This is a genomic window from Actinoplanes campanulatus, from assembly GCF_014647795.1.
Taxonomy (GTDB): Bacteria; Actinomycetota; Actinomycetes; order Mycobacteriales; family Micromonosporaceae; genus Actinoplanes; species Actinoplanes campanulatus.
On the sequence record NZ_BMPW01000001.1, the window covers coordinates 1,045,914 to 1,071,841 of the forward strand.

Genomic DNA, 25,928 nt, shown 5'->3' on the forward strand with positions numbered 1-25,928 from the left:
CTCGTGACATCTGTGTCAGGAGTTGGGCCCGGCGGTCGAGCGCCCGGAAATGGAAATCGGGCGTCGTCAGGAAGCCGGACACATGGCGCTGCGGACACGGCCGTAGTCGACGTGGCGGCGGGCCACGAAGCGGCGGTCAACTGCAGCGGTCATGTCGGCTAGCCTCTCACGCCCAGCGATTCTCGGCCAGCACGGTCCAGATTTCGGGAGTGTGCCGAGTCGCACAACGGCAACATCTTGTAACAGTTGGCCCCTAAGCTGTATTGCTACGCTCCGTGAGTAGCGCATTACGAGCCGGAGTTGCGACACTCTGGCCGGAGGCGCTCATGCAGGCTCAGGCCGTCCACGACGACTCACCGACCCGGCCGCTCTCCGGCCCGCACCGTCGCCCGGCGCGCCGGGCGGCCACCCTGTTCTGGACGTGGATCCCGTCCCTGCTGCCGGCCGCGGCCATGCTGACCGTCGGCCGGATCGGGCTGACCGGCCCGGCGCCCGGCCCGCGGGAGGCGCTGACCGGCGGCTCCCCGGCCGCCCTCGTCGAGGCGGGCCGCGCGGCCGACGCCGTGCTGGTCCCCTATCGGCTCCTGCTGCACTACTGGAGCCAGATGGCCGGCGACTCGGTGGTCGCGCTGCGGGCGCCGTCGCTGCTCGCCATGGCGCTCGCCGCCGGGCTCACCGGGGAGCTGGGGCGCCGGCTGCTCACCCCCGGCGCCGGCCTGTGCGGCGGGCTGCTGCTGGTGGCGCTGCCGGTGACCAGCCGGTATGCCCAGCAGGCCGGCCCGCACGCCCTGGCCCTGTGCGCGGCCACCACTGCCACACTGCTGCTCTACCTCGCCCTGGACCGGCCGGGGGCTCTGCGCTGGATCGGGTACGGGCTGGCCGTCGCGGTGGCCGGGCTGGCGCATCCGGCGACCCTGCTGGTGCTGGCGGGGCATACGTACACCGTGGTGTCCCGGTGGCGGCTCAGCCGGCAGCGTTCGCTGTTCTGGTGGTTCCCGGTGACCCTGCTGGCCCTGGTGATCCCGGCGCCGCTGGTCGCCCTCGGGGTGCGTCAGCACACCGCGCTCTTCCTCTACCGGCCCGGCACGCCGTGGGAGATGCTGCGCGCCGCCCCGGAGGCGTTCTTCGGTGCCGCCGGGGCCGGGCTGCTGGTGGCCGGCCTGGCCCTGGCCGCCCGCTGGCCGGACCGGGCGCTGCTGCGGGAGCTGACGGTGCTGGCCGTCCTGCCGCCGGTCGCGCTGCTCGCCGCGTCCTTCCTGACCGGCCCGCTGTGGGATCCCCGCTACGTGCTCTTCGCCCTGCCCGCGGTCGTGCTGCTGGCCGCGGCCGCGCTGCGCGGTCTGCGGCTGCGCGCGGTGGTCGCGGTGGTCCTGGTGGCCGCGCTCGGGCTTCCCCAGCAGCAGGCGCTGCGTCAGCGTTTGCCGAGCGGCACCACCAGCACGGCCTCGGTGCCGCCGCCGGCCCGGTTGCGCAGCTCGATGCTGCCACGCAGCTCCCCGGTGGCCAGCGCCCGGACGATCTGAAGCCCGAGACGGTTGCTGCCCTCGAACTTGAAGCCGTCCGGCAGGCCGCGCCCGTTGTCGGCCACGGTGACGTGCAGCTGCTTGCGGAACCGGTGTGCGGAGACGACCACCTCGCCGTCGCTGTGGGCCGGGGCGCCAGCCTCCTCCTCGTCCTCCTCGGGCTCCGGGAAGCCGTGCTCGACCGCGTTGATCAGCAGCTCGTTGAGGACCATGACCAGGGAGGTGGCGATCTCGGCGGGCAGCACGCCGAAGGTGCCGTCCCGCCGGATCCGGACCGGGGAGCCGGTGGTGGCCACCTCGGTCGCGGCCTGGGCGACCCGGTCCACGATGCCGTCGAACTCGACCGCCTCGTCGCTGGACATCGACAGCGTCTCGTGGACCAGGGCGATCGAGGCGACCCGGCGGACCGACTCCTCCAGCGCCATCCGGGCTTCCGGCGCGTCCACCCGGCGGGCCTGGAGGCGCAGCAGCGCGGCCACGGTCTGCAGGTTGTTCTTCACCCGGTGGTGGATCTCCCGGATGGTGGCGTCCTTGGTCATCAGCGCCCGCTCCCGGCGGCGGACCTCGGTCACGTCCCGGACCAGCACCAGGGCGCCGATCGGCACACCGGCCGGCAGCAGCGGCAGTGCCCGGGTGAGGACGGTGGCGCCGCGCGCCTCCACCTCCATCCGGGCCGGGAACTCGCCGCGCAGCGACGCCAGGATCCGCTCGGCCGCGTCGTTGCCCTCCAGCGGGTCGCCGGAGAGCCGGCTGGCGAGCTTGGCCAGCTCCTCCCCGACCAGGTGCGCGTTGAAGCCGAGCCGCCGGTACGCCGACTGCGCGTTCGGGCTGGCGTAGGTCACCTTGCCGGAGGCGTTCAGCCGGATCAGCCCGTCCCCGACCCGGGGCGCCGAGGTGATCTCGCCGGGCAGACGGGGCGGCGGGAACGTCCCGTCCGCCACCATCTGCGCCAGGTCGTCGGCCGTGGTCAGGTAGTTCAGCTCGAGCTGGCTCGGGGTGCGCGCGGTGCTCAGGTTGGTGTCCCGGCCGATCACCGCGATCACCTCGCTGAGCGCCTCCTCCAGGTCGGTGGCGTCGCGCAGCCGGACCGGGATGGCCTCGTGCCGGGCGGGGGTGTCGCCGTACCAGACCGGGTCGCCCTCCCGCCAGATCCGCTCCTGCGTGATGGCGACGTCGAGGTGCGCCACCTCCGGCCCACCGACGATCTTGCCGACCTGGTCGTCCTGGTACGCCGTGGGCGCCGTGGTGGGCCGCACCTGCGCGATGCAGAGGAACTCCCGCGGCTGTCGCGGCTCGCCCTTGATCGGCACCCAGAGCAGCAGGTCCGCGAAGGAGAGGTCGGACAGCAGCTGCCAGTCACCGGCGATCCGGTGCAGGTGATCGATGTCGGCGGGGCTCAGGCCGGTGTGTTCTTCGACGAGGTCGCGGAGGGTGGACACCGGCCCAGCCTATTTCTAAAGCGTGGTGGTGACCTTCTTCAAACCGCGAGGAGCATCGGGATCTTCGCCACGCGCCAGGGCCAGCGCGAGCGCGAGCCGCTGCAACGGCAGGATGTCGAGCAGCGGCGAGTAGCGCTCGTCGACGGCCGGCACAGCGAGCCGGGCCGAGGCGCCGGGCACGTCGGCGGCGCCGATGGTCACCACGTCGGCGCGGCGCTCCCCGAGCCGGGTCACCACGTCCCGCATCGAGCGGCCACCCGGACCGTCACCGACCACCGCGAGCACCGGCACGTCCGGGTCGGTCATGGCGAGCGGGCCGTGCAGCAGGTCGGCGCCGGAGAACGAGAGCGCCGGCAGGTACGACGTCTCCATCAGCTTGAGGGCGGTCTCCCGGGCGGTGGGGTACGCGTACCCCCGCCCGGTGGTCACCAGGCTGGAGGCGAACCGGTAGCGCTGGGCCAGCTCCTCGGCGGACCGGTCGGCGAGCACCTCGGCGGCCAGCTCGGGCAGCTTGTCGAGGGCCGCCCGCTCGTCGGCGGGCAGCCGCCCGTCGCCGGCCCGGATGCCCTCGACCAGCAGCAGCAGGGCGAGCAGTTCGGCCGTGTAGGTCTTGGTGGCGGCGACCGCCCGCTCGTGCCCGGCGACCACGTCGATCGACAGCTCGGCGGCCTGCGCGAGCGGTGATGACGGGTTGTTGGTGACCGCCAGAGTGAGCGCGCCGGTCTCCCGGGCCACGTTGAGCACCCCGGCGAGGTCGGGCGAACCGCCGCTCTGACTGACGCCGATCACCAGCGTGCCGGTCAGGTCGGGGCGGGCGCCGTAGAGCGTGATGGCGCTCGGGGAGGCGCTGGCCACCGGCAGGCCGAGCCGGATCTCGGCGAGGTAGGCGCCGTAGAGCGCGGCGTGATCGGAGGTGCCGCGGCCGACGAACAGGACGCTGCGCGGCGCCCGGCGGGCCACCTCGGCGGCCACCTCGGCGATGGCGCCGGCGGGCCCGTCCTCCAGCAGCCGCGCGAAACCGGCGGGTTGCTCCGCGATGTCCGCTGCCATCCCTTGGCCTCGCTGTGTCACGTGATCCTCCCCTTTCGCGCGCTCTTTGCGCATTCTGTGCGCAGTCTTGCAAGAAACAGCTTACTAGGTCAAGGTTTCGTGCATGAACGCGCAAACGTGAGGACTGACAACGAGCGGCGCTTCCCCTAGGGTCATCACTCGTGGATTCCCCCTCGGCCCACCGTGACCTCGCGCGTGCTCGTGACGCCCTCGATCGCGGCGACACCGCGTCCGCGGCCGGGCACATCGCCGCCGCTCTGGCCCACGCCCCCACCCTGCCCGACACCCACGAGCTGCTCAGCCGGTTGGCGGCACGAGTCGACGGCGGGCTGGACCTGTTCCCGATGGAGGCGCACGCGCCGGTCGGCCGGCTCGCCGCCCGGGCGCACCTGCTCGCCGCCACCGGGCGCCCCGAGGAAGGGCTGCCACTGCTCGCCGCCGCCAGCGGGCACAGCCCCGGGCTGGACTGGGCCGGAGTGCCCTGGGTCGGCGACCCGGCCCTCGGTGCGCGAATCGATCCGGGGGTGCTCGCGCGTACCGTGATGCGGCTCTGCACCGCGGTCGGTGACCCGGCCCCGGCCGGCTCGGTCACCTCGCTGCGGCCGTACCTCGAGGTGGTCCGGCACGCGATCGCCGCCCACGGCGAACACGGCATGCTGCTCGGCGCCGGCTCGGCGCTGGCCCGCCGGCTCGGTGAGGTGCGGCTGGCCGTCGACTGGGCCGGGCGGGGCGCCCGGGCGCAGCCGTCCAAGCTCGCCGAGATCTGGCTGGGGTACGCGTACCGCAGTGCCGGCCGGATGCCGGAGGCGCTCGCCGCACTGCGCCGCGCCGTCGCCTACGACCCCGACGACCTCTCGGTGTACGCCGACGTCGCCGCCACCCTGGCCGACCTGGGCCGGCTCGACGAGGCGCTCCGCTGGACCGAACTCGCCCTGGAGCGCGACCCGGACTTCGACTGCGTGGTGCACACCGCCCACCGGCTGCGCTACCGCGCCGACGGCGACGTCGCCCACCTGGTCGACCTGGCCGACTTCATCCGCGGCCACCCGGACGACGCCCACGAGCACACCGACCTGGAGGAGTGCTGCCGGGAGACGCCGTGGCTGGGCGGGCTCCCGGCCGGGGCGACGCTGCCCGCCGGCCGGGCGCCGGTCAACGCCGAGCCGTCCGCCGACGCGCTGCACCGGCTGCACCGGATCTCCGGCCCCACCTGGCCGCACCCGCCGGGCGCCTACGACCGGGCGCTGGGTCTGGTCCTGGTCGAGCCGTGGGAACTGCTGGCCCTGCTCGCCCATCCGGAGACCGCCCGCGCCGACCAGCAGAACGGGCTGGAGGTGTGGGCCTGCCTCGGGCTGCTGCACCACGGGGCCGAGGAGCCCTGGCCGGAGTCGAGCCGCCGCCGGTTGCTGCTCGGCCTGCTCGACGGCGAGGTGGACCGGGTGACCCAGGCCGCGCTGTTCGCCCTGGTCGCCTACGCCTGGGTGGATCCGGACGCCCGGGCCGACGTGGCCGCCGTGGTGGCGGCCCGGCTCACCGAGACCGCCTCCCGGCCGAACGCCCGCGCGGTCGCCGAACTCGCCCTGGCCGCGCCCGCCCTGGACCGGCCGACCCGGGAACTGGCCGCGGCCACCATCCGTGTCCCGGCCGTCCCCCGTCAGCGGGGCCGGGGCCGCTCCCTGCTGCGCTGGCGGCGCGACTAGGACGTGCCCTAGTCGATGACGGCGATGAGGTCGCCCTCCTGGACCGTGTCACCCTCGTGCACGGCCAGCCGGGCGACCGTGCCGGTGGTCTCGGCCTGCACCGGGACCTCCAGCTTCATCGACTCCAGGATGACCAGCGTGTCCCCCTGGGTGACGGTGGCGCCGGGCGCGGTCACGACCTTCCACACGTTGGCCCCCATCTCGGCACGGATCTCGTCCGCCATGACTCGGCCTCCTCGTCCGTCGGCACGGTTCGGTGAAGGTCATCAAACCACGGATCCGACGCGGGTGAGTCCGGTCCGGCCGGACCGGCCCATTACGATCGGCAACGAGTTCCAGCACCACGAACAGGAGACGCGACATGGCCAAGAAGGCTCGCAAGAAGAAGGCCCGTAAGAAGAGCGGCGCCAACCACGGCAAGCGCCCCAACAGCTGAAAAGCGAGAAGGCCCGGCGATCGCCGGGCCTTTCGTCATTTCAGGGCAGGAACTCCTTGGTCTCCGTCTGGACCTCGAGCTGCCCCAGCTTGTGACGCAGCCGGTCGCGCAGCTCGGCCGGCGCCCGCTCGTCGCCGCAGCACCGGCTGACCAGCGCCTTAACGTCGTGCTCGATGCCGAACTCACGCAGGCAGCCGGCGCACTCGTCGAGGTGCTTCTGGATCAGCCGGCGGCGCTCCTCCGAGCACTCCAGGTCCAGGTAGAGGTAGACCTCGCTCAGGACGATCCCGCAGTCGTTCTCATTCTCCTCGGGCTCCATGTCGTCACGCCCCCTGCGGCTCGGAGGTCGCGGCCCGGGTGATGCCCCGGTCCGCCGCGTACTGCTCGAGCAGCTTGCGCAGGTTGCGCCGGCCGCGGTGCAGCCGGGACATGACCGTGCCGATCGGCGTGCCCATGATGTCGGCGATCTCCTTGTACGAGAAACCCTCGACATCGGCGAGGTAGACGGCGAGCCGGAAGTCCTCCGGCAGGGATTGCAGCGCTTCCTTGATGTCGCTGTCCGGCAGCCGGTCCAGCGCCTCGGTCTCGGCCGACCGCAGACCCTGCGACGTGTGCGACTCGCTCGACGCGAGCTGCCAGTCGGTGATCTCCTCGGTCGGCGCCTGCACCGGCTGCCGCTGCTTGCGCCGGTACGAGTTGATGTACGTGTTCGTCAGGATCCGGTAGAGCCAGGCCTTGAGGTTCGTCCCCTGTTCGAACTGGTGGAAGGCGGAGAACGCCTTCAGGAACGTCTCCTGCACCAGGTCCTCGGCGTCGGCCGGATTCCGCGTCATTCGCAGGCCGGCCGCGTACAACTGGTCGACGAACGGCAACGCCTCACGCTCGAAGCGCTCTCGGCGCTCCTCGATCCGCTCCCTCTGGACCACCCTGGACTCTCCCCTCGACCGCCCCGCCGAGGATACGGGTAGAGCCCCTGTGCCGCTCTCGAAAACCGCGGGTGTGCTCACGCTCACCGACGGCGACACCGGCGGAGTCTCGGCCGCGGGCCACTCGGGGGAACTCAGAAGGCCCCGCACCCGGTTCGCCCCCCGGCCGTCACGCTCGACGCATTCGGTACCGGCACGCACCACAGAACCCCTTCCCGCCGACAAAGTCTCATCGGCTGCAACGCCGGCAAGGGTGCCTCACATTCCCGATCTCAGCGTGCCCAGGAATGGCGACGGAGCCATTCGATCGCGATCACCACCGAGTCGGAGAGGCCTTTGCGTAGATCGTGCACGGCGCCCGGCCGAACGGCCACCTCGACCGTGCCGGCCGGCTCCGGCACCCCGAACGGGTCCCGGTCACCATTGATCACCAGTGCCGGCAGATCGGTGGGCAACTCCCCCGCCCGGCTCTTCTCCGGCCTACCCGGCGGATGCAGCGGGAAGGCCAGGGCGAGCACCCCCGCGGCGCCGAGCGTGGTCGCGGTCCGGCACGCGACGCGCGCTCCGCTGGAGCGCCCGCCCACGATCAACGGCATCCCCGGTACGCCGATCGCGCGCACCACCGCGGTCCAGGCCTCGTCGAGGTGCCCGGCCGGCGCGGGCGCACGACGGCCCGCCACCCGGTACGGCTGCGTGACCAGGGCGACCCGGACCCCGGCGGCCACCGCGGCGTCGCACACCGCCACCAGGTCCGGCGCATCGACCCCGCCACCGGCCCCGTGACCGAGGACGAGCAGGGACAGCGCCGGACTCGAGGGGTCGCTGACGGCCACGACCGCGGGGCCGCGCGGCGTTTCGATTTCAAGATCCGATCGGGACACGAGTCCCGTTGTATCAGCGACTGACCGGAATCAGGTTGAGCAGACGGCGATCCTCGGCGTCCGGCGAGTCGTCGATCTCCTCACCGTCGGCCTGGATCCGCTCCCGCCAGGCGACCAGCATGGCCCGGCGCTCCCGTGGCGTGGTGCCGCCCCAGACGCCGTGGCAGTCGCCGACCTGGAGCGCCCAGGCCAGGCATGGGCCCTGCACCTCACACGTGCCGCACAGGGCGACGGCGCCACCGGACGGCTCGTTCGGTGCCGGAAAGAACGTCTCGGGATCCACGCTGCGGCAGGCGCCCCGTGTGCGCCAGGCCTCGTCGGTACGTCGTTGCGCGATCGCCTCGAGCAGCCGCGGGTCGCGTCGCGCGATGGCTACCTCGTGCGGACGCGGCATGCGTGCTCGTGTCATCAGCCCACCTCCCCCGTGGGACCGGAACTGCTGTGGCGGCCGGGCCGCACCTTACGGTCCGGCACCACTCCGGCGCTGGTTTGTACCGCAGGGTACAAGATCAGAACAAGGGGGTGATCTATCTTGAAACAAAGTTGACCAACGAGAATGGCCACATAAACCGACAAAGACCTTCGTTGATCTTCACTTGTTCAAAAAAGCGTTACCCGCGGATCGGCTTCGATCAACTCGGGTCCGTCGTTGCGCACATTGCCGACCGTCGGTCCCACCGGACGGATTTCGATGGCTTCCACTTCCGCTGCGGAGAGCGGGCGCAGCAACCGCTCCGGCTCGCCACCACCGGCCAGCCAGTCCGCCCACCGCTCGGGCGGCAGGACGAGCGGCATCCGGTCGTGCACCCGGGCCAGCCCGCCGACCGCCGCCGTGGTGACCACGCTGCACGTGAGCACCGACTCCGGGCCCCAGGCCGACCAGAGACCGGCGAAGGCGAGCGGTGACCCGTCCGCCGGCGTCATGTAGAACGCCTGCTTCTCCTTGCCGTCGCGGACCCACTCGAACCAGCCGTCGGCCGGGACCAGGCAGCGCCGCTTGGCGAACGACGGGGCGAACGACCGCAGCTCGGCGACCGTCTCGGCGCGCGCGTTGATCATGCGGGCGCCGACCTTCAGGTCCTTCGCCCAGTGCGGCACGAGACCCCAGCGGGCGGTGTCCAGCACCCGGCCCTCGTGCTCCTTCGACATCCGGATCAGCGGGACCGGATCGGTGGGTGCGACGTTCCAGCTCGCGCGCAACGGCTCGGCCACATCCACGGCCTCGAACAGCCTGGTGAGGTCCGCGTTGCTCCGGGTGGTCGCGTATCGCCCGCACATGGGCAGCACGGTACGCCGGTTTCGAACACTCGTCCGCCCCGCCACACGTCCGGCCGGCCCTCAGTGCTGCCTCAAGGCCCACGCCCAGCCGGGTGACGCATGTCCCGGGAGGCGGGAAGGCGGCCCGGAACCGTCGTACGGCGGCGGCAGAATGGCGGCGTGACTGCAGAACCCCGTCCCTGGCTCGCCCCGACCGCCACCGGCCCGGTAACCACGACCGTGCGGCTGCCCGGCTCCAAGTCGATGACCGCCCGTGCCCTGATCCTCGCCGCGCTGGCCGACGGCCCCTCGGTGATCGAGGCGCCGCTGCGGGCCCGTGACACCGTGCTGATGGCGGCCGGCCTGCGTGCGCTCGGCGTCGAGGTGGACATCTCGGCCGACGACCGGTGGACCGTGACCCCCGGCCCGCTGCGCGGCCCGGCCCGGGTGGACGTGGGGCTGGCCGGCACCATCACCCGGTTCCTGCCGCCGGCCGCCGCGCTGGCCGAGGGCGTCGTCGAGTTCGACGGCGACCCGCACATGCGCAAGCGGCCGCTGCGCCCGATCGTCGCGGCGCTGCGCTCGCTCGGCGTGACGGTGGACGCCTCACCGATCGACGGCCTGCCGCTGACCGTGCACGGCACCGGCGTGGTGGAGGGTGGCGAGGCGGTGATCGACGCCTCGGCGTCCAGCCAGTTCGTCTCCGGCCTGCTGCTCTCCGCGGCCCGGTTCGCCAAGGGGCTGACCCTGCGGCACGAGGGCCCGCCGGTGCCGTCCGCGCCGCACCTGCGGATGACGGCGCACATGCTGCGGGCCGCCGGCGCGGTGATCGACGACAGCGTGGCCGACGTGTGGCGGGTCGAGCCCGGCCCGCTGCGCGGCCGCACGTGGGTCATCGAGCCCGACCTGTCCGGGGCGGCGCCGTTCTTCGCGGCGGCCGCGGTCACCGGTGGCGCCGTCACGCTGGCCGGCTGGCCGGCCGACAGCTGGCAGCCGGTCGACCAGGCCATCGGGATCTTCCGGGCGCTGGGCGCCGAGGTCACCCGGTCCGCCGAGGGGCTGACCGTGCGGGGCACCGGCACGCTGCGCGGCATCGCCGCCGACCTCTCCGAGGTGGGCGAGCTGACCCCGGTGGTGGCGGCGCTGGCCGCGCTCGCCGAGGGGCCGTCCGAGCTGCGCGGGGTGGAGCACATCCGGGGCCACGAGACCGACCGGATCACCGCGCTCGCCACCGAGCTGGGAAAGGTGGGCGCCGAGGTGACCGAGTTCCGCGACGGGCTGCGCATCGTCCCGGGGCCGCCGCGCGGGGCCACCTTCGAGACGTACGCGGACCATCGGATGGCGCACGCCGCGGCCGTGATCGGACTCGCCGTGCCGGGCGTCCACCTGACCGACGTAGGTTGTACGTCGAAGACGTTGCCCGAGTTCCCGGAACTCTGGGCGGGACTCGTGGCGAGGAGCTAGATCTGCCAGCGCGTAAACGGGAGTACGACGAGGACGACGTCCGGATCCGGCCGGGCAGGTCGTCCCGTCCGCGTACCCGGACGCGACCGAAGCACGACGACGCGGTCGACGCCCTGGTCATCACCGTCGACCGGGGTCGGTACGGCTGCGTCCGTGAGGAGGGCGGCGGCACCGAGGTGATCACCGCGATGCGGGCCCGCGAGCTGGGCCGCAAGTCGGTGGTGGTGGGCGACCGGGTGGCCCTGGTCGGGGACGTCTCGGGGGCGCCCGGCGCGCTGGCCCGGATCGTCCGGATCAGCGACCGCTCGTCGGTGCTCCGCCGGACGGCGGACGACGACGACACCACCCCCGAGGGCCGGCTGGAGCGGGTCGTGGTGGCCAACGCGGATCAGCTGGTGATCGTCAGCGCGCTGTCCGACCCGCCGCCGCGGACCGGGTTCATCGACCGTTGCCTGGTGGCGGCGTACGACGCGGACGTGGAACCGCTGCTCTGCCTCACCAAGGCCGACCTGGCCGGGCCGGAGGGCGTGCTCGGCTACTACGCCGAACTGGACCTGCCGCACGTGCTGGTCCGGCCGGGCAGCGACCTGGACGAGCTGCGCGCCCGGCTGGCCGGCCGCATCTCGGTGCTGGTCGGGCACTCCGGCGTGGGCAAGTCGACGCTGGTCAACCGCCTGGTGCCGGACGCGTTGCGGGCGGTCGGCGCGGTCAGCGCGATCGGCAAGGGGCGGCACACCTCGACCAGCGCGGTGGCGCTGCGCCTGCCCGCGGTCGGCCGCTCCCGCCGGGACCCGGGCTGGATCGTCGACACTCCCGGGATCCGCAGTTTCGGGCTGGCGCACGTGAGCGCGGAGAGCCTGCTGCACGGGTTCCCGGACCTGGTCGAGGGCACGCTCGATGATCAGCCGAACTGCGGGCACACGGCCGCCGACGGGGACTGCCGGCTGGACGCCTGGGTGGCCGAGGGGAAGGCCGACGGGCGCCGCCTGGCGTCGTACCGTCGCCTGCTGGCCTCGCGTGCCGGCGAGGGTGACGTGCGGGATCAGCCCGCGGAGGAAATCTGATCTTGGAAAGCGGGAAACCCGGCACGCTGGCCGGCGCCGGATGGGCTAGCTTTTCGGCATGGCCGGATATGCCGACGATCTTGCGCTTGCCCACGTCCTCGCCGACTCGGCCGACACCATCTCGATGGCCCGGTTCCGCGCGCTCGACCTGAGGGTGGAGTCGAAACCGGATCTCACCCCGGTGTCCGACGCGGACACCGCCGTGGAGAAGGCGATCCGCTCCACGCTGGCCCGGGCGCGCCCCCGGGACGGGGTGCTGGGCGAGGAGTTCGGCCGGTCGGCCGCGGCCGCCGGACCGGGCAGCCGGTACTGGGTGATCGACCCGATCGACGGGACGAAGAACTTCGTCCGTGGCGTGCCGATCTGGGCCACCCTGATCGCGCTGATGGAGGGTGACACCCCGGTCGTCGGCCTGGTGTCCGCGCCGGCCCTGGGCCGGCGCTGGTGGGCCGGTCGCGGCCTGGGCGCCTTCGCCGGGAAGAACCAGCACTCGGCGACCCGGATCAGCGTCTCCTCGGTGCGCCGGATGACCGACGCCAGCTTCTGCTACGCGAGCCTGAACGGCTGGGCCGACATCGGGCGCCTGGACCAGATGATGGACATCCTGCTCGGGGTGTGGCGCAGCCGGGCCTACGGCGACTTCTACGGTTACATGCTGTTGGCCGAGGGCGCGCTGGACGCGATGGCCGAGCCGGAGCTGTCGCTCTGGGACATGGCGGCGCTCATCCCGATCGTGACCGAGGCGGGCGGCCGGATCACCGACCTGGACGGGCGGCCGACCGCCGACAAGAGTTCGGTGATCGGCACCAACGGTCTACTGCACGAAAGCGTGCTGACCGCGCTGGCCCGCCGGAGCTGATCCGCTCTTTCCGGCATACCCGTCCCAGACCGGGGTACCACCTCGGACATGCCCGTCGTAGCGCCCCTTGCGGCTGACCGCGGCACCGGATCCTCACGCGCCGAAATGCGAGGACGGGACGTGTTATGCACAATGGAGCGATCATGCCGAGCGAGGTTCGTCACCGGGTGGACAGTGATCATGGCTACCCGCTGGTCCGGATCACCGGAGTGCTCGACGACGACACCACCGCTCCGATCCGCGCGGCGTTACTCGCCGTGCTCGCCACCCAGCCCGAGGCACTCGTGGTCGACGTGGCGGACCTGCGGGTGTCCCGGGCCGCCGCGGTGGGTGTACTGCGCGAGATCCGCGAGGAGACCCGCTACTGGCCGGGCAGCCACCTGATGCTCTGCGACCCGGCCGACGCACCGGCCTGGCGCGCCACCGGATGGCCGGTCTGGCCCGATCCGGCCGGCGCCTTCGCGGCCCTGGGCCCGCCGACCGTCGATCACCGAGCCGGCCTGGACCTGGATCCGGTGGCGGGCGCGGCCCGGGCCGCCCGCGAGATGATCACCGAGGCGTGCGGGCGCTGGGAGCGGCCCGGCCTGGCCGGCAACGCCTGCATCGTGGCGACCGAGATGGTCAACAACGTGGTGGCGCACGCCGGTACGCCGATGCGGGTCCTGCTGGCGCTGCACGGCGCGACGATGAGCGTGGCGGTGCGCGACGGCTCCCCCGTGCCGCCGCGCTTCACCGGGCCGGTGCCGGTCACCTCGTACGGTGGTCGTGGCCTGCTGCTGATCGACGCGGTCTCGGCCCGCTGGGGTCATCTGGCACTGGCCGACGGGAAGGTCGTCTGGGCTTGCCTCGAAGGGGCATGAGCCGCCCTGGGCGTGGGTAGTCAACGGGCATGCGAGACAACGACTACCCAACCGAGGTCATCGATCCGGAGGCCTCCGGACTGCCGGACACCGCCGATGACGATTCGACCGCGTACGACGAGGTGAACAGCCCGCGGTGGAGCGACGGCCAGGACCCGGCCGCGCTCGCCGGCACCGGACCAGGCGGGTCGAACCGGTTCGGCGACACCGCCGAGGAGCAGCGCCGGGGCGAGTCGCTGGATCGTCGGCTGCGCCAGGAGGAGCCGGACTTCGGGGCCGAGCCGGCCAACCCGCCGCGCCGTGACCCACTGAACGAGACGCTCGACGATCCGGAGCGGCGTGACCTGGACCGGGACGTGTGGGGCCAGGGCCCGACATCTGATCCACGGTCGCCGATCTCACTCTACGACGACGGCCAGCTGGACGACGACGATCCGCGCCGGGTGGGCCGCCTGGTCGCGCCGGACAGTGGTTCCGGCTGGGACGACGAGGCGGAGAGCATCGCCTACGACGCGGGCGCCGCCGGTGGCGGCGCGAGCGCGGAGGAACTGGCGATGCACGAGACCCGTGGGCCGGACTACGACTAGATCATAAATTTCTCCGCGAAACCCTTGCTGTTAGCGCTCCCAGGTCCGCACAGTGCACCCTGCTGATCTGAGTGGGGGTTGTTCGATGCTGAGCGGGAGCCTGCGGCGCGCGCTGGCCGCGGCCGTGGTGGTCGTCTCCGGGACGGCGGCGGTGACGGTGACACCCGCCGCCGCCGTGGCCGACACGGTGAACCGCGTGGTGCTCCGCGACGACTTCTCCGGCGACCGCGGCGACGCCCCCGACGCCGGCCGCTGGGACACCGACGGCGACCGCCGGTCCTCCCCCTGGCTGGACGGTGACGGGCACCTCCTGCTCGGCTCGGCGCTGCGCACCCGGAAGACCTTCGGGCAGGCGTACGGGCGGGCCGAGGCGCGAATCCTGGTGAACCGGGAGGACGGCGCCCGGCGGCCCCTCGGGGTGCTCGGCGCCGACGGGCGGGCGCCGGACGGACAGGTCGAGGTGCTCGGCTCGGACCGGGTGGACGGCGACGACTTCCACACGTACGCCGTCGACTGGACCCCAGCCACCCTGACCTGGTCACTGGACGGCCGCGAGGTGCTCCGGCTCACCCTCGAGAAGGACAGCCGGCCGTACTCCTTCGTGCTGAACCCGGCGTCCGGCGGCGGCTACCGCTCCTCCGGCATGGTGGTCGACGCGATCACCGTCACGGCCCGGACCACCGCCCCGATCGCGTCGAAATCCGCGCCGGCGTGGCGGGCGTTCACCGCCTACCGGACCGGGGATCTGGTCTCCCAGCGGAACGTCGTCTACCGGGTGCGCGAGCCGCACACGTCCCTGCCCGGCTGGGATCCGAACCTGGTGCCGGCGCTGTTCCTGAAGGTCTAGCGAAACGTCGTGGTCGAGGCCCTCAGCGGCGCCTGCGGCCGCGGGAGATCAGCAGGACCACGATGACGATGATCCCCACCACGGCCAGACAGCAGAGCGCTCCGAGGAAGCCGAAGCCACCGCGCCGGCCGCGGCGGGCCGCCTCGATCACCATCTCGCCGGTGCCGGTCGACGCCCAGGCCGCCGCCGGGACCAGCAACGCCATCGTCACGCCGGCCAATGCCGCGGTGAGCCACTTCTTGATCACTGAGGTCATGTCAGCCATGTGCCCCATGCTGACCGATGTACGCAACGAGTGAGGGATCGTTTACTGAGGTGTTGCGACCGAAGGGGACGGACGATGGACGCGAATCTGGTGGCGCTGGCCGAGGCACACGGGGTGGCCACGTGGTACGAGAACTGGCGGCGTAAACGCACCGAGGTGGCCGCCGAGTCGCTGATCGGCGTGCTCGGCATGCTGGGCGTCGACGCGGGCACACCGGCGGCGGTCCGTGCCTCGCTGGCCGCGGCCCGGCGCCGGGACACCGCTGACCGGCTGCCCGGCACGATCGTGCTGCGCGAGGGCGCCGGGCGGCCGCTGCCCGGGCCGGCCGAGATCCGGCTGGAGGACGGCGGCGTCCGGACGGTGGACCGGCGGCTGCCCGATGACCTGCCGCTGGGCTGGCACCGGCTGCGCTGCGGCGGCCAGGAGGTCACCCTCGTGGTGGTGCCCACCCGGCTGCCCGAGCCGCCGGACACCTGGGGCTGGATGGTGCAGCTCTACACGCTCCACTCGGCCGGCTCGTGGGGCATGGGCGACCTCGGTGACCTGCGCGACTTCGTGGCCGGGTCGGCCGGCGCCGGGCTGGTGGTGCTGAACCCGCTGCACGCGGTCACGCCGACCCGGCCGGTGCCGGCGTCGCCGTACTCGCCGTCGAGCCGGCGCTTCGCCAACCCGCTCTACCTGCGGGTGGCCGACACCGCCGAGTACCAGCGGGCCGATCCGGCGCTGCGGGCCCGGGTGGACGCGCTGCGGCCGGCGCCACCGGCGGACGGTCTGATCGACTACGACGCCGTGCTGGCCGCCAAGTTCGCGGCGCTGGACCTGCTCTGGCCGCTGGCCGGGCCGGTCGACCTGGACCGGGATCCGGGGCTCACCGATTTCGCCCGGTTCTGCGCGCTGGCCGAGGAGCACGGGCCGGACTGGCGGGAGTGGCCGAAGGAGCTGCGCCGCCCCGACGCGCCGGCGGTGCTGGCGTACCGCGGTGACCGGATCGCCTTCCACGTCTGGTTGCAGGCGCTGCTGGAGGAGCAGTTCGACACGGCCGGGGAGGCGGCCCGGGAGCACGGCATGCCGGTCGGCATCGTGCACGACCTCGCGGTGGCGGTCGAGCCGGGCGGCGCCGACGGGTGGCTGCTCCAGGACGTGCTGGCCATGGAGGCCCGGACCGGGGCGCCGCCGGACGCGTTCAACCAGCTCGGCCAGGAGTGGGGCGGGGTGGCGTGGCGGCCGGACCGGCTGGTCGAGACCGGGTACGCGGCCTACCGGGACATGCTGCGGCGGATCTTCCGGCACGCGGGCGGGCTGCGGGTCGACCACGTGGCGGGGCTCTGGCGGCTGTGGTGGGTGCCGTCCGGACTCGGGGCGGCCAAGGGGACGTACGTGCACTACGACCCGGAGGCGATGCTGGGGATCCTGGCGCTGGAGGCGTACCGGGCCGGGGCCGTGGTGATCGGCGAGGACCTCGGGACGGTCATGCCGGTGGTCACCGAGTGGCTGGAGCGGACCAACATGCTGGGCTCGGCGGTGCTCTGGTTCACCCGGGACGAGACGGGCGGCTACCGTCCTTCGGCCGGATATCCGCGTAACGCGCTGGCCAGCGTCTCCACCCACGATCTGCCGACCGCGTCCGGCTTCCTGGCCGGCGAGCAGGTGGAGGTGCGCGCCGCGCTGGGCCAGCTGACCGGCCCGGTCGAGCGGGAGCGGGCGGCCTGGCGGGAGGACCGGGCGCAGCTGCTGGACCGGCTGCGCGCCGAGGGCCTGCTGACCGGGGCCGAGCCGCCGGCCGGGGAGGTGGTGGCGGCCATGCACGAGTTCCTCGCCCGTACGCCCTGCCGTCTCGTCGTCGCCTCGCTGCACGACGTCCTGATGGAGCGCCGCCAGCCGAACCTGCCCGGCACCTTCGACGAGTACCCGAACTGGCGCATCCCGCTCGGCCGGGATGTGGCCGGCGTGGTCGCCGATCCGCTGTTCCGCAGGGTGGCCGGGATCCTCGGCGGCCGGCAGCGGCCGCTGCCGGGCCGGCATCCGGCGGCCGGGACCGCTCAGGTCGCCAGCGGCTCCGGCGGCGGGTCGTCGTCGAGCGCGTAGAGCATCGGGTGCAGCGGCAGGTAGGTGCGCTCCTGCCGGCAGCAGGCCGGTGGGACCAGGGAGGAGCGGTGCTCCGGGTGTTCCCGGCAGTGCCGCAGTGCCCGGCTGACGGCGTCGTCGTGGTGCTGGCCACCGCCGTACTCGCCGCAGCCCGAGCAGTCCCACCGCCAGAACGGCGCGCCCTCGGCCGCGGCGTGGCGGCGGATCCGCAGCGGCGGCCCGGCCGGTGACCGGTCCGTGGCGGGCGGCCGCCGCTGCGCGCCGATGATCTCGGCAAGCAGGTTGCTCAACATGCGATCAGTGTGGAACGCACCTGATGGGGCTTATAGAGGTTTTGCCGAATATCGTAGGGTTCGTCACCTTGCGGTGACGATCCCCAGGCCCGCCGCGGTGACGCCGGGGAACACGCCGTTCAGGTCGCCCACCCCGCACCGGGAGCGCAGGATCTCGCCGATCACCGCGCGGTAGTCGGTGGTCACCGCCAGGTCGCCGTCACGCAGCTGGGCCGCGGTCAGTCCGGGCCACCGGCCGTACACCTTGCCGCCCTTGACGTTGCCGCCGAGCACGAACATGGCGTTGCCGTAGCCGTGGTCCAGGCCGCCCGAGCCGTTCTGCGCCACCCGGCGCCCGAACTCGCTGATCGTGATCACGGTGACCCGGCGCAGGTGCTCCGGGCCCAGGTCGGCGGCGAACGCGGCGAGCGCGGTGGCGAACGCCTTGAGCTGGTCGTACATCCGTTTGCCGGGCGCCGCGACGCCGAGGTTCTCGTGCATGTCCCAGTCGCCGGAGTCGACCGTCGCGCTCCGCAGCCCGCTGTTCGTCTTGACCAGCCGGGCCACGTCGCGCAGCGCGTTGCCGAGGTCGCTGCCCGGGTAGACCGCGCCGTTGGCCGGCGTGTACGCCTTGGCCCGCAGTTTCGCGACCTGTTGCAGGCCGCCGGTCAACTGCCCGACGGTGCCCCGGAGCGAGGTGGGCGCGCCCTCGAACAGCTTGGTCATGGTGGCGGCGATCGGCCGGTCGGCCTGTTCCCCGGTGAGCGCCATCCGGTCGATCGCGGTGACCCCGACGTACGGCGCCGGCCCGCCCAGCACCCGGGCCGGCATGGCGGTTCCCATCGCGACCGCCTGGAACGGGTCGCCGGAGCCGACCGTGCCGAGCATCCGGTTCAGCCAGCCGGTCCGCAGCGAGGTGCCGGGGGCCGCCCGCTCCAGCTCCTCCATCGCGGAGAAATGCGACCGGTTCGGCGCCGGCTGGCCGACCGCGTGCACCGCGGCGAGCTGCTTGCCGGTCCAGTACGGCAGCAATGGCGCCAGCCCCGGGTTCAGCCCGAAGAACGCGTCGCCGCCGATCAGCTGCGCCTTCGGCACCCCGATGGTCGGCCGGGCGGCGTAGTAGGCGGGGTCGCCGGCCGGCACCACGGCGGACAGCCCGTCGAAGCCGCCCCGCAGCGAGATCAGGACCAGCACGTCACCGGCGTACGCCGGGTCGGCGGCGAACGCGTACCCGGTGTCGACGGTGGCCCCGGCCACTCCGGCGGCCACCGCGGCGCCGCCCGCCAGCAGCCGCCGCCGGGAGAGCACGGCCTGCCGGTTGTCCTCGCATCCACACACGGAAGTCGTCACAGGCTCACCTCAACGCGAAGGACGGGGAGTTGAGCAGCATCCCCATCAGGTACGGATACATCCAACCGGCCGCCGGGTCGTTCGCCTTGAGCGGCGACGCCGGCGTCTTTCCGTAGAACTCGGCCAGCGCGGCGATCTGGCTCGCGGTGGGAGCGATTCCGCACAGGCGGACCGCGGTCTTCTCGATCAGCGCGCCGTAGGTCGCCGGCAGCGCGCCCACCATCCCGGTGAGCAGTGACGCGGGCCGGACCAGCGTCTCCGGCCACCAGCCGGCCGCGATCGACAGGTGGGAGTTCCACCGCACCAGCAGCCCGGACGGCGAGTCCCAGGCGGCGGCCACGTCCGGGTAGCCGCTCGGCGGCCCCCAGGACAGCGGCGCCTGACCGGCGTCGCGCGCCATCCCGTAGAGACTCTCCAGGAACTTGGTGCCGCTGGTGGCCGGGCCGTAGCCGAGGATGCGCACGGTCGCCGCCAGGTCCTCGTACGGTGTCCGGGTCTTGGCCCCGATCGACGCCGTGAACTCGGCGGACCCGAACAGCGCCCGCAGCACCGGTGCGATCGCCGACCGGTTGTCGAGGTAGACCTTGACCAACCTGGTGATCAGCGAGGCGGGCGGCTCGTCGGCAACGAAACGGACGCACAGCTTGGTGACGATCCGGCGGGCGGTCGACGGGTGCATCGCCAGGTGGTCGAGCAGGGCCAGCGCGGCCGCCTCGCCCCCGGTCGCGGTGGTGTTGGCGTGCTGGAAGTCGAGCACCCGGATCGCCCCGGTCCCGTGCTCGGCGCCGTCGTACCGGTACCTGCCGGTGGCCCGGTCCACGGTCAGGCCGGTGAGCAGCCGGGCGGCGTTCTTCACGTCGGCCTCGGTGTACGCCAGCCCTACGGTGTGCAGTTCCAGCAGCTCCCGCCCGTAGTTCTCGTTGGGCGCGGTCCGGGTCGAGTAGCGGTTGTCCAGGTAGGTGAGCATCGCCGGGTGCCGGGCCGACGCCTTGAGCAGGTCGGAGAACCTCCCGAGGGCGTGCTGCCGGATCATCGTGTCGTAGTCGATCCGGCTGTCCCAGACGTCACCGGACGGGCAGGTCACGTTGAGGTGGTTGCTCCAGAAGTCGGTCATCACCTCGAGCAGCTGCCGCTCGCTCCAGAGGGCCCGGGTCACAGCCGCGAAGCCGAGCTGCCACATCGGCTCCCAGCTGTGCTGCTTGAGGGTGCCGGCGGCGACCCGGGCACGGATCCCGTCGATGCTCAGCCGGGCCAGCGGCAGACGGGCGAGCACGCCGTCGGCCACCGGGTCGGCGATCGAGGACGGGTCGAGCTGCCGGTCCAGCCACGCCTTGGCGCCCAGCCGCCGGATCTCGGCGATCGAGGACGGGCTGGGCCCGAAGGTGGCCCGGCGCAGCAGGTGCAGCAGCGGGTCGGTGGGCAGGAAGGCGGCCGGGGCCGGCGCGGCGACGGCGGCGACGGCAGGCGTGCCGGTGGCCAGGGCGGCCGCGGCGCCGACCGCGGCCATCCCGCCCACGACGCCCCGGCGCGTCACCGTCTGCTCGAAGATGCTCACAGGTCAGAGGTCGGGTGTTTCCGCTGAGACCTGTGGGTTCCCCGCTCCGCGCTACCCACCTGCTACCGGGATACTGGCCGGATGGCACAGCGCAGGGCGTCGCGACGGCGGGTGGAGACGGTCGCCTCCGGGGTCGCCGAGCTGGTCCCCGACCCGGACCGGGACACCGCGTGGACCCTGCTGCTGGACGGCGCCCCGCAGTCGCACGTCGACCTGGCCGACCCCACCCACCTGCAGTTCGAGTACATCCGGCGGATGGCGGCCGCGATCGATCTGGCGGCCCCGGCGGGCCGCCCGCTGCGGGTGCTGCACCTGGGCGGCGGCGCGCTGACGCTGCCGCGCTATGTGGCCACCACCCGGCCCGGTTCGGCGCAGCGGGTCGTGGAGATCGACGGGCCGCTGGTCGAGCTGGTCCGCTCGGCGCTGCCCCTGCCGTCCTCGGCCAACATCCGGGTCCGGGTCGCGGACGCCCGGGCCGCCGTGGAGGGGATGCGCGACTCCGGCTACGACCTGATCGTCCTGGACGTCTTCGCAGGCGCCCGCACACCCGCCCACCTCGCCTCGGCCGAGTTCGCCGGCGAGCTGGCACGGATCCTGGATCCGGCCGGCCGGCTGATCGCCAACGTGGCCGACGGCCCGCCGCTGCGGTTCGCCCGCGGTCAGGTGGCCACGATCCGGGCCGCGCTGCCGGAGGCCTGCCTGGTGGCCGACGCCGGGGTGCTGCGCGGGCGGCGCTTCGGCAATCTCGTGGTGGTCGCCGGGCGTACCCCGCCGCCGGTCGCCGAGCTGTCCCGGCGCGCCGCGGGGGACTGGTTCCCGGGCCGGGTGGAGACGGATCTGGACCGGTTCGCGGCCGGAGCGGCACCCGTTCCTGACTCCGCGGCGGTAGCCTCTCCCCTGCCACCGGAAGGCCTTTTCGGTAACCGAAAGTAACCACCGAGAGGCCGAAGGTGCACCAATGATCACCGTGTTGTGTCGAATTCTCGAGTTCGGGTGTGATTCACGCCCGGCCACTGGCAACACCGGCGGTAGCCGGTTGTAATCGATGTTGCCGCGAGATCCTGATCGCGGCGACCACCGGGGGAAGGCGAACATGTACCACCAGCACTTCCTGTCCGCCATCGGCACGGACCTCGGACCGCTCGACAGCGGTGAGCGGGTGCTGTGGCGCGGTCGCTGCGCCGTCGCCGAGTACGCGTTCGACGAGGCCTCGTCGCTGCCCCGGTGGACGCTTCCGGAGGAGACCGACGTCATCGTCACGGATCGCCGGGTCCGGTACGTGCACGTGGCCGACGGAACGCAGAGTAGTGGCGAGTTGTTCTGGCTCTGGCCGCAGCACCTGCGTGTGCAGCCCGGCAACCGGGAGACCGGCCGCAACGCCACGGTCACCCAGATCCAGCTCGTCTGCGTCGGCCCGGCCGGCACCTATCCGGCGCTGATCTTCGCGGGCGGCGACCTGGCGACGGTCGGCGACGCGGACCGGCTCGCCAACCTGCTGCGGAAGACCATCGCCCACTTCCGGGTGGAGAACGCCGACCTGATCGGCGTCCCGGCGCCGCAGGTGCGAATGCTGTCCCGCCTGGCGATCGGCCCCGAGTTCAGCAACTTCCAGGGCGGCGCGGGTCAGACCGTGACGGTGCTCGGCTCGGTGCCGGTGCCCGCCCCGGAGCTTCCCGAGCCCGAGCCGGAGCCGGTCCATCAGGAGGACGCCCCGGTCTCCGGACCCCGCGCGTACGCCGATCGTCCCGGCCGGGAGGCCGACGCGCTCCGCGCGGAGGAGGCGATGCGCGCCGAGCGGGACTCCCGCAGCGCCGAGCCGGATCTGGCGTCGCGCGCGGCCAGCCTGGCGGCACGGGTGGCCAACCTGGTCTCGGAGGCTCCCGAGGGCGGGCAGACGAACCTCTCCGCCTACCTCGACGAGGATTACCGCTCAGGTCGCTGACGGGGCGAAGCAGTGCCCCGCGGCGACCCGCTCGCCGTGCCGCCGGTGTGCCCGCTGGAGCAGGTCCATGAGTTCGGCCTGCTCCCGGACCCGGGCCCGGTACCGCTCCGGCAGGCGCTTGAGATTCTCCTCCTCGGCCAGCAGCCGGTGGTAGATCTCGTCGCAGTAGGCCGGATCGGTCTCGACGTCGAGGAACTCGGTGGCGTGCCGGCGGGCCGCGGCCACCGAGGTGCGGGCCCGGCCCTTGGGGCTGAGCAGCGAGGCGATCACGGTGATCAGCAGGACGCCGACGATGACGCCGAGCGACACGGCGGTCGGGATCTCGACCACTTCGACCGGCTCGCCGCCGTTGATGAACGGCACGTTGTTCTCGTGCAGGGCGTGCAGCACCAGTTTCACGCCGATCAGCGCGAGGATCGCGGCCAGCCCGTAGGACAGGTAGACCAGCCGGTCCAGCAGCCCGTCGATCAGGAAGTACAGCTGCCGCAGCCCGAGCAGGGAGAAGGCGGTGGCGGTGAAGACCAGGTAGACGTTCTGGGTGAGGCCGAAGATGGCCGGGATCGAGTCCAGCGCGAAGAGGATGTCGGTGCCGCCGATCGCCACCATGACCAGCAGCATCGGGGTGAGCACCCGCTTGCCGTCCTGGTGGGTGAAGAGCTTGTCCCCGTCGTACGTCTCCGAGGTGTGCAGGAACCGGCGGGCCAGCCGGATCACGATGTTGTTCGGCGGCTCGCCCTCGCCGTCATGCTTCTCCCTCAGCAGGTTCCCCGCGGTGACCAGCAGGATCAGGCCGAACAGGTAGAAGATCCAGGCGAACGAGTTGATCAGCGCGGCGCCGAGCAGGATGAACCCGGTCCGGGCCAGCAGCGAGACCACGATCCCGAAGAGCAGCACCTTCTGCTGGTCCGCCCGGGGCACCTTGAAACTGCCCAGCAGCAGCAGGAAGACGAACAGGTTGTCGACCGAGAGCGCCTCCTCGGTGACGTATCCCGCGAAGTACTCGGCGCCCATCGTGGAACCGCCGAACACCCACACCCCGACCCCGAACAGAATGGCGACGGAGACGTAGACGGAGGTCCACAGGGCGGCCTCGCGCAGCCGGGGCACGTGCGCCTTGCGGACGTGGAAGAAGAAGTCGAACAGCAGGAGACCGACGATTCCGAGGACGGTCAGAACCCACACCACGCCGGACACCTGCTGCATCCACCCATCCTAGGGTCGATCGTCGTCCGTCACTGCGGCACGCAACTGGGACGGGGTCAGGAAGAGAGCCCCGTTCAGATTCGCGCCGCGCAGATCCGTACCGCGCATGTCGGCCCCGGTGAAATCGGCCCGGCGCAGGTCGGCGTCGCGCAGATCGGCGCCGATGAGAAGCGCGCCGCGGAAACTGGCGCCGCGCAGATCGGCGCCGCGCATGCGGCGGCCGATCAGGCGGGCGCCGCTGTGGTCCGGCCCCCGGCGGCTCGCCCGGGCCATTTCACTCGCTCTGCGCAGAAGCGGAACAACCCTTCCCCGGTACGCGTCCACGTCCATTTCTCGCAATTCGGCCGGCGACCGGCCCGCCATCGCATCGGTCTCGTCGAGAGCGGCTCGCAGTTCGGGGTGCAGCTTCCGCGTCTCGGCCAGTTCCAGCGCCTCGGTGAGGTACCACATCAATTCGTGCAACTGACGCATCACCGGCAGCACCGCGAACATGTCCCCGGCGATTCCCGGGGTGGACCGCCAGTCCCGCCCGCCGAACGTCTCCTGGGTGATGCGCTGACCCGCGCCGAAGCAGTCGAACACCACGCAGCCGTGGAAACCGCGCTGTTCCAGCCGTTCGTGAATGGTGCAGCGGAAGTCGGCGCCCAGGTTGCGGCAGGGCTGGCCGGCCGGCTTGTCGACGGCGAAATCCGAGGAACGGGCGAAGGCCGGGGCGACACAACAGAGTGCAGCGCACCGCGCACAATCAGCAGTCAAGTCAGTCATGTCATCCGATTCATAGAACTGCGGGTTTCGCGCACCGGGCCGTTATCGGCGAAATCGGGCGGCTGACTGAAATCGCCCAATATCACCGTGGCCGGTACCTGCGTCACTTTACCGACAGCGGTTCATCGGGCCGTTTACCTGCGCTTTTGATCACTGCGTGCCGTGAGGGACGACATGCGGGTAGCACCAGCGGGTAGGGTGCCCAGGCGGGATGAACGATAACCATGCGCATCGATTCTCGATAGCGTCGACGTTCAATGCCGGAGCGGGCGCTCTGGGTGCTGCCCTCACCACGGAGGATCTCTAACGACATGCAAAGACGACCGAAAACGATTCTCGGCAGCGTCGCCGCCGGTGCACTGGCCGCCACCGCGGCGGTGTTCGGCGTCAGCCCGGTGTCGGCCGCGACCGCGCCGACCTTCAACATCGTCCCGTTGCGGACCGCGTTCGGGCCGGTCGCGCTCACCGGCACGGCGGCGCCCAACTCCACGGTCGAGCTCTACGAGTACGCGTACGTGTGGGGTGCCGACTGGGACAAGGCGCGGCTCTCCCAGGAGAAGGCCGTCGACTACGACAACGGCGGTTTCGTCCACACCACGGCCAACTCCAGCGGCCAGTGGACCATCAGTCGCAACCTCGACTCGGGCCACGTGTTCATGGTCGGCGTGGGCAGCGACTACTCGCAGATCCGCAAGGCGCCGCTGCGCGTCAAGGCGGACCTCAGTGTCAGCGTCAGCGGCACGACGGTGAACTTCGACGTCAGCACCGACCCGTCGCAGCCGGGCCTGCCGATCGAGATCCAGCGCTACGACGGCGGCACCTGGGTCAGGAACGTGACCACGGGCGCGACCGTCCAGGACGGAAACGCCGCCACCTGGAGCGGCTCGGCCGCGAGCCAGCCGGCCGGCACCTCGTACTACCGGGCGTTCCTCGAGGGCGACGACACGGACTGGGCGGACGAGTCCAACTACATCGTCGCGAACTACTCGGAGAACCAGCCGGCCACCGTCGGTAGCGGCAGCAGCCACGGGGTGCCGCCGGCCAACCGGCTCCCGTCGCCGGTGTACGACACCGGTGTGGTGACGCCGCCGACGACGACGCCGCCGACCACCACCACCCCGCCGACGACGACGCCGCCGACCACCACTCCGCCGACGACGACGCCCACCAAGCCCCCGACCACGTCGCCGACCAAGCCTCCGGCGACGACCCCGGCCGGCCCCGCGGTGGGTTCGATCCAGTTCACCCGGATCCAGTACAACGCTCCCGGCGTGGACAAGAAGACCAACAAGAGCATCAACGGCGAGTACTTCCGCCTCACGAACAAGACCAAGAGCACCGTCAACCTCAAGGGCTGGATCGTGCGGGACGCCGCCGGAAACCTCTACCGGTTCACCGCGAACTACTACCTGGGCGCGGGCAAGAACGTCTACGTCCGCACCGGTAAGGGCTCGAACACCTCGTCCACCCGCTACTGGGGCAAGACCAAGCACGTGTGGAACAACGGCGGCGACGTCGCCTACGTGCGCACCAGCGCCAACAAGACGATCGACACCTGCAAGTGGACGAAGCCGGGCAGCGGCTACACCAACTGCTGA

At 72.4% G+C, this 25,928-nt stretch carries 27 protein-coding genes; 13 read left to right on the plus strand and 14 right to left on the minus strand.

Features of this window, described 5'->3' with window-relative positions; translation table 11 throughout:
• The first annotated feature begins 326 nt into the window (after positions 1 to 326).
• Complete coding sequence (locus IEZ13_RS04660) at positions 327 to 1,523, plus strand: glycosyltransferase family 39 protein (protein ID WP_183216947.1); 1,197 nt, start codon at positions 327 to 329, stop codon at positions 1,521 to 1,523.
• On the opposite strand, the gene IEZ13_RS04665 is transcribed toward IEZ13_RS04660, so the two are convergent.
• Both IEZ13_RS04665 and IEZ13_RS04670 read right to left on the minus strand, forming a co-directional pair.
• Complete coding sequence (locus tag IEZ13_RS04665; protein ID WP_183216949.1) at positions 1,412 to 2,962, minus strand: sensor histidine kinase; 1,551 nt, start codon at positions 2,960 to 2,962, stop codon at positions 1,412 to 1,414. The two genes, IEZ13_RS04660 and IEZ13_RS04665, sit on opposite strands and share 112 nt — an antisense overlap.
• A gap of 15 nt (positions 2,963 to 2,977) precedes the next feature.
• Positions 2,978 to 4,012, minus strand: a complete 1,035-nt coding sequence (locus IEZ13_RS04670) for an SIS domain-containing protein (RefSeq protein ID WP_183216951.1) — start codon at positions 4,010 to 4,012, stop codon at positions 2,978 to 2,980.
• 161 nt (positions 4,013 to 4,173) lie between these two features.
• On the opposite strand from IEZ13_RS04670, the gene IEZ13_RS04675 reads away from it, so the two are divergent.
• Positions 4,174 to 5,712, plus strand: coding sequence for a tetratricopeptide repeat protein (locus IEZ13_RS04675; protein ID WP_183216953.1), 1,539 nt, complete (start codon positions 4,174 to 4,176; stop codon positions 5,710 to 5,712).
• Positions 5,713 to 5,720: 8 nt separating this feature from the next.
• Here the strand turns inward: IEZ13_RS04675 and IEZ13_RS04680 are convergent, their stop codons facing one another.
• Entirely contained in the window at positions 5,721 to 5,936 is a 216-nt protein-coding gene (locus tag IEZ13_RS04680; RefSeq protein WP_183216955.1) for a biotin/lipoyl-binding carrier protein, read from the minus strand.
• A gap of 137 nt (positions 5,937 to 6,073) precedes the next feature.
• Here IEZ13_RS04680 and IEZ13_RS47830 point away from each other — a divergent pair, with 137 nt between their 5' ends.
• A complete protein-coding gene (locus IEZ13_RS47830) occupies positions 6,074 to 6,148 on the plus strand; it encodes a 50S ribosomal protein bL37 (RefSeq protein ID WP_369700219.1) in 75 nt (24 codons plus the stop codon).
• A 40-nt stretch (positions 6,149 to 6,188) separates the two neighbouring features.
• On the opposite strand, the gene rsrA is transcribed toward IEZ13_RS47830, so the two are convergent.
• The 5 genes from rsrA to IEZ13_RS04705 form a co-directional block, all read right to left on the minus strand.
• Entirely contained in the window at positions 6,189 to 6,467 is a 279-nt protein-coding gene (rsrA, locus tag IEZ13_RS04685) for a mycothiol system anti-sigma-R factor (RefSeq protein ID WP_183216956.1), read from the minus strand.
• Between the two features lie 4 nt (positions 6,468 to 6,471).
• Positions 6,472 to 7,275 carry a sigma-70 family RNA polymerase sigma factor gene (locus tag IEZ13_RS04690; protein ID WP_183216958.1) on the minus strand — a complete coding sequence of 268 codons (804 nt, stop codon included), beginning with the start codon at positions 7,273 to 7,275 and terminating at the stop codon, positions 6,472 to 6,474.
• Positions 7,276 to 7,346: 71 nt separating this feature from the next.
• On the minus strand, positions 7,347 to 7,955 hold the full coding sequence (locus IEZ13_RS04695; RefSeq protein ID WP_183216960.1) for an alpha/beta hydrolase family protein: 609 nt from the start codon (positions 7,953 to 7,955) through the stop codon (positions 7,347 to 7,349).
• A 13-nt stretch (positions 7,956 to 7,968) separates the two neighbouring features.
• Positions 7,969 to 8,364 (minus strand): WhiB family transcriptional regulator, encoded by a 396-nt coding sequence (locus IEZ13_RS04700; RefSeq protein WP_183216962.1) that lies wholly within the window; start codon positions 8,362 to 8,364, stop codon positions 7,969 to 7,971.
• A 191-nt stretch (positions 8,365 to 8,555) separates the two neighbouring features.
• Positions 8,556 to 9,233 (minus strand): SOS response-associated peptidase, encoded by a 678-nt coding sequence (locus IEZ13_RS04705; protein ID WP_183216964.1) that lies wholly within the window; start codon positions 9,231 to 9,233, stop codon positions 8,556 to 8,558.
• Positions 9,234 to 9,332: 99 nt separating this feature from the next.
• On the opposite strand from IEZ13_RS04705, the gene aroA reads away from it, so the two are divergent.
• The 6 genes from aroA to IEZ13_RS04735 all read left to right on the plus strand — a co-directional run bounded on the left by aroA (position 9,333) and on the right by IEZ13_RS04735 (position 14,893).
• Positions 9,333 to 10,676: a 3-phosphoshikimate 1-carboxyvinyltransferase gene (gene aroA, locus IEZ13_RS04710; protein ID WP_183216966.1), complete on the plus strand. Its 1,344-nt coding sequence runs from the start codon at positions 9,333 to 9,335 to the stop codon at positions 10,674 to 10,676.
• 2 nt (positions 10,677 to 10,678) lie between these two features.
• Positions 10,679 to 11,740 (plus strand): ribosome small subunit-dependent GTPase A, encoded by a 1,062-nt coding sequence (gene rsgA / locus IEZ13_RS04715; RefSeq protein WP_183217253.1) that lies wholly within the window; start codon positions 10,679 to 10,681, stop codon positions 11,738 to 11,740.
• A gap of 58 nt (positions 11,741 to 11,798) precedes the next feature.
• Positions 11,799 to 12,599, plus strand: a complete 801-nt coding sequence (hisN, locus tag IEZ13_RS04720) for a histidinol-phosphatase (RefSeq protein WP_183216968.1) — start codon at positions 11,799 to 11,801, stop codon at positions 12,597 to 12,599.
• A 143-nt stretch (positions 12,600 to 12,742) separates the two neighbouring features.
• Positions 12,743 to 13,459: an ATP-binding protein gene (locus IEZ13_RS04725; protein WP_229794436.1), complete on the plus strand. Its 717-nt coding sequence runs from the start codon at positions 12,743 to 12,745 to the stop codon at positions 13,457 to 13,459.
• Between the two features lie 29 nt (positions 13,460 to 13,488).
• Positions 13,489 to 14,046, plus strand: coding sequence for a DUF5709 domain-containing protein (locus IEZ13_RS04730; protein WP_183216972.1), 558 nt, complete (start codon positions 13,489 to 13,491; stop codon positions 14,044 to 14,046).
• Positions 14,047 to 14,131: 85 nt separating this feature from the next.
• Positions 14,132 to 14,893 carry a carbohydrate-binding protein gene (locus tag IEZ13_RS04735; RefSeq protein WP_183216974.1) on the plus strand — a complete coding sequence of 254 codons (762 nt, stop codon included), beginning with the start codon at positions 14,132 to 14,134 and terminating at the stop codon, positions 14,891 to 14,893.
• A 22-nt stretch (positions 14,894 to 14,915) separates the two neighbouring features.
• Here the strand turns inward: IEZ13_RS04735 and IEZ13_RS04740 are convergent, their stop codons facing one another.
• A complete protein-coding gene (locus tag IEZ13_RS04740; protein ID WP_183217255.1) occupies positions 14,916 to 15,149 on the minus strand; it encodes a hypothetical protein in 234 nt (77 codons plus the stop codon).
• Positions 15,150 to 15,233: 84 nt separating this feature from the next.
• On the opposite strand from IEZ13_RS04740, the gene malQ reads away from it, so the two are divergent.
• On the plus strand, positions 15,234 to 17,243 hold the full coding sequence (malQ, locus tag IEZ13_RS04745; protein ID WP_183216976.1) for a 4-alpha-glucanotransferase: 2,010 nt from the start codon (positions 15,234 to 15,236) through the stop codon (positions 17,241 to 17,243).
• Here malQ and IEZ13_RS04750 read toward each other — a convergent pair.
• The 3 genes from IEZ13_RS04750 to IEZ13_RS04760 all read right to left on the minus strand — a co-directional run bounded on the left by IEZ13_RS04750 (position 17,198) and on the right by IEZ13_RS04760 (position 20,420).
• A complete protein-coding gene (locus IEZ13_RS04750; protein ID WP_183216978.1) occupies positions 17,198 to 17,536 on the minus strand; it encodes a hypothetical protein in 339 nt (112 codons plus the stop codon). The two genes, malQ and IEZ13_RS04750, sit on opposite strands and share 46 nt — an antisense overlap.
• A gap of 63 nt (positions 17,537 to 17,599) precedes the next feature.
• Positions 17,600 to 18,865 carry a DUF1501 domain-containing protein gene (locus tag IEZ13_RS04755; protein WP_229794437.1) on the minus strand — a complete coding sequence of 422 codons (1,266 nt, stop codon included), beginning with the start codon at positions 18,863 to 18,865 and terminating at the stop codon, positions 17,600 to 17,602.
• Positions 18,866 to 18,869: 4 nt separating this feature from the next.
• Positions 18,870 to 20,420, minus strand: a complete 1,551-nt coding sequence (locus tag IEZ13_RS04760; RefSeq protein ID WP_229794438.1) for a DUF1800 domain-containing protein — start codon at positions 20,418 to 20,420, stop codon at positions 18,870 to 18,872.
• Positions 20,421 to 20,501: 81 nt separating this feature from the next.
• Here IEZ13_RS04760 and IEZ13_RS04765 point away from each other — a divergent pair, with 81 nt between their 5' ends.
• A complete protein-coding gene (locus IEZ13_RS04765) occupies positions 20,502 to 21,353 on the plus strand; it encodes a spermidine synthase (RefSeq protein ID WP_183216979.1) in 852 nt (283 codons plus the stop codon).
• A 160-nt stretch (positions 21,354 to 21,513) separates the two neighbouring features.
• Positions 21,514 to 22,362: a translation initiation factor 2 gene (locus IEZ13_RS04770; protein ID WP_183216981.1), complete on the plus strand. Its 849-nt coding sequence runs from the start codon at positions 21,514 to 21,516 to the stop codon at positions 22,360 to 22,362.
• On the opposite strand, the gene IEZ13_RS04775 is transcribed toward IEZ13_RS04770, so the two are convergent.
• Both IEZ13_RS04775 and IEZ13_RS04780 read right to left on the minus strand, forming a co-directional pair.
• The gene (locus IEZ13_RS04775) at positions 22,351 to 23,565 is read right to left on the minus strand and encodes a TerC family protein (RefSeq protein ID WP_183216984.1); all 1,215 of its coding nucleotides are present in this window, start codon (positions 23,563 to 23,565) and stop codon (positions 22,351 to 22,353) included. The genes IEZ13_RS04770 and IEZ13_RS04775 overlap by 12 nt on opposite strands.
• A gap of 9 nt (positions 23,566 to 23,574) precedes the next feature.
• The gene (locus IEZ13_RS04780) at positions 23,575 to 24,330 is read right to left on the minus strand and encodes a pentapeptide repeat-containing protein (RefSeq protein WP_183216986.1); all 756 of its coding nucleotides are present in this window, start codon (positions 24,328 to 24,330) and stop codon (positions 23,575 to 23,577) included.
• Positions 24,331 to 24,641: 311 nt separating this feature from the next.
• Here IEZ13_RS04780 and IEZ13_RS04785 point away from each other — a divergent pair, with 311 nt between their 5' ends.
• Positions 24,642 to 25,928 carry a lamin tail domain-containing protein gene (locus tag IEZ13_RS04785; RefSeq protein ID WP_229794439.1) on the plus strand — a complete coding sequence of 429 codons (1,287 nt, stop codon included), beginning with the start codon at positions 24,642 to 24,644 and terminating at the stop codon, positions 25,926 to 25,928.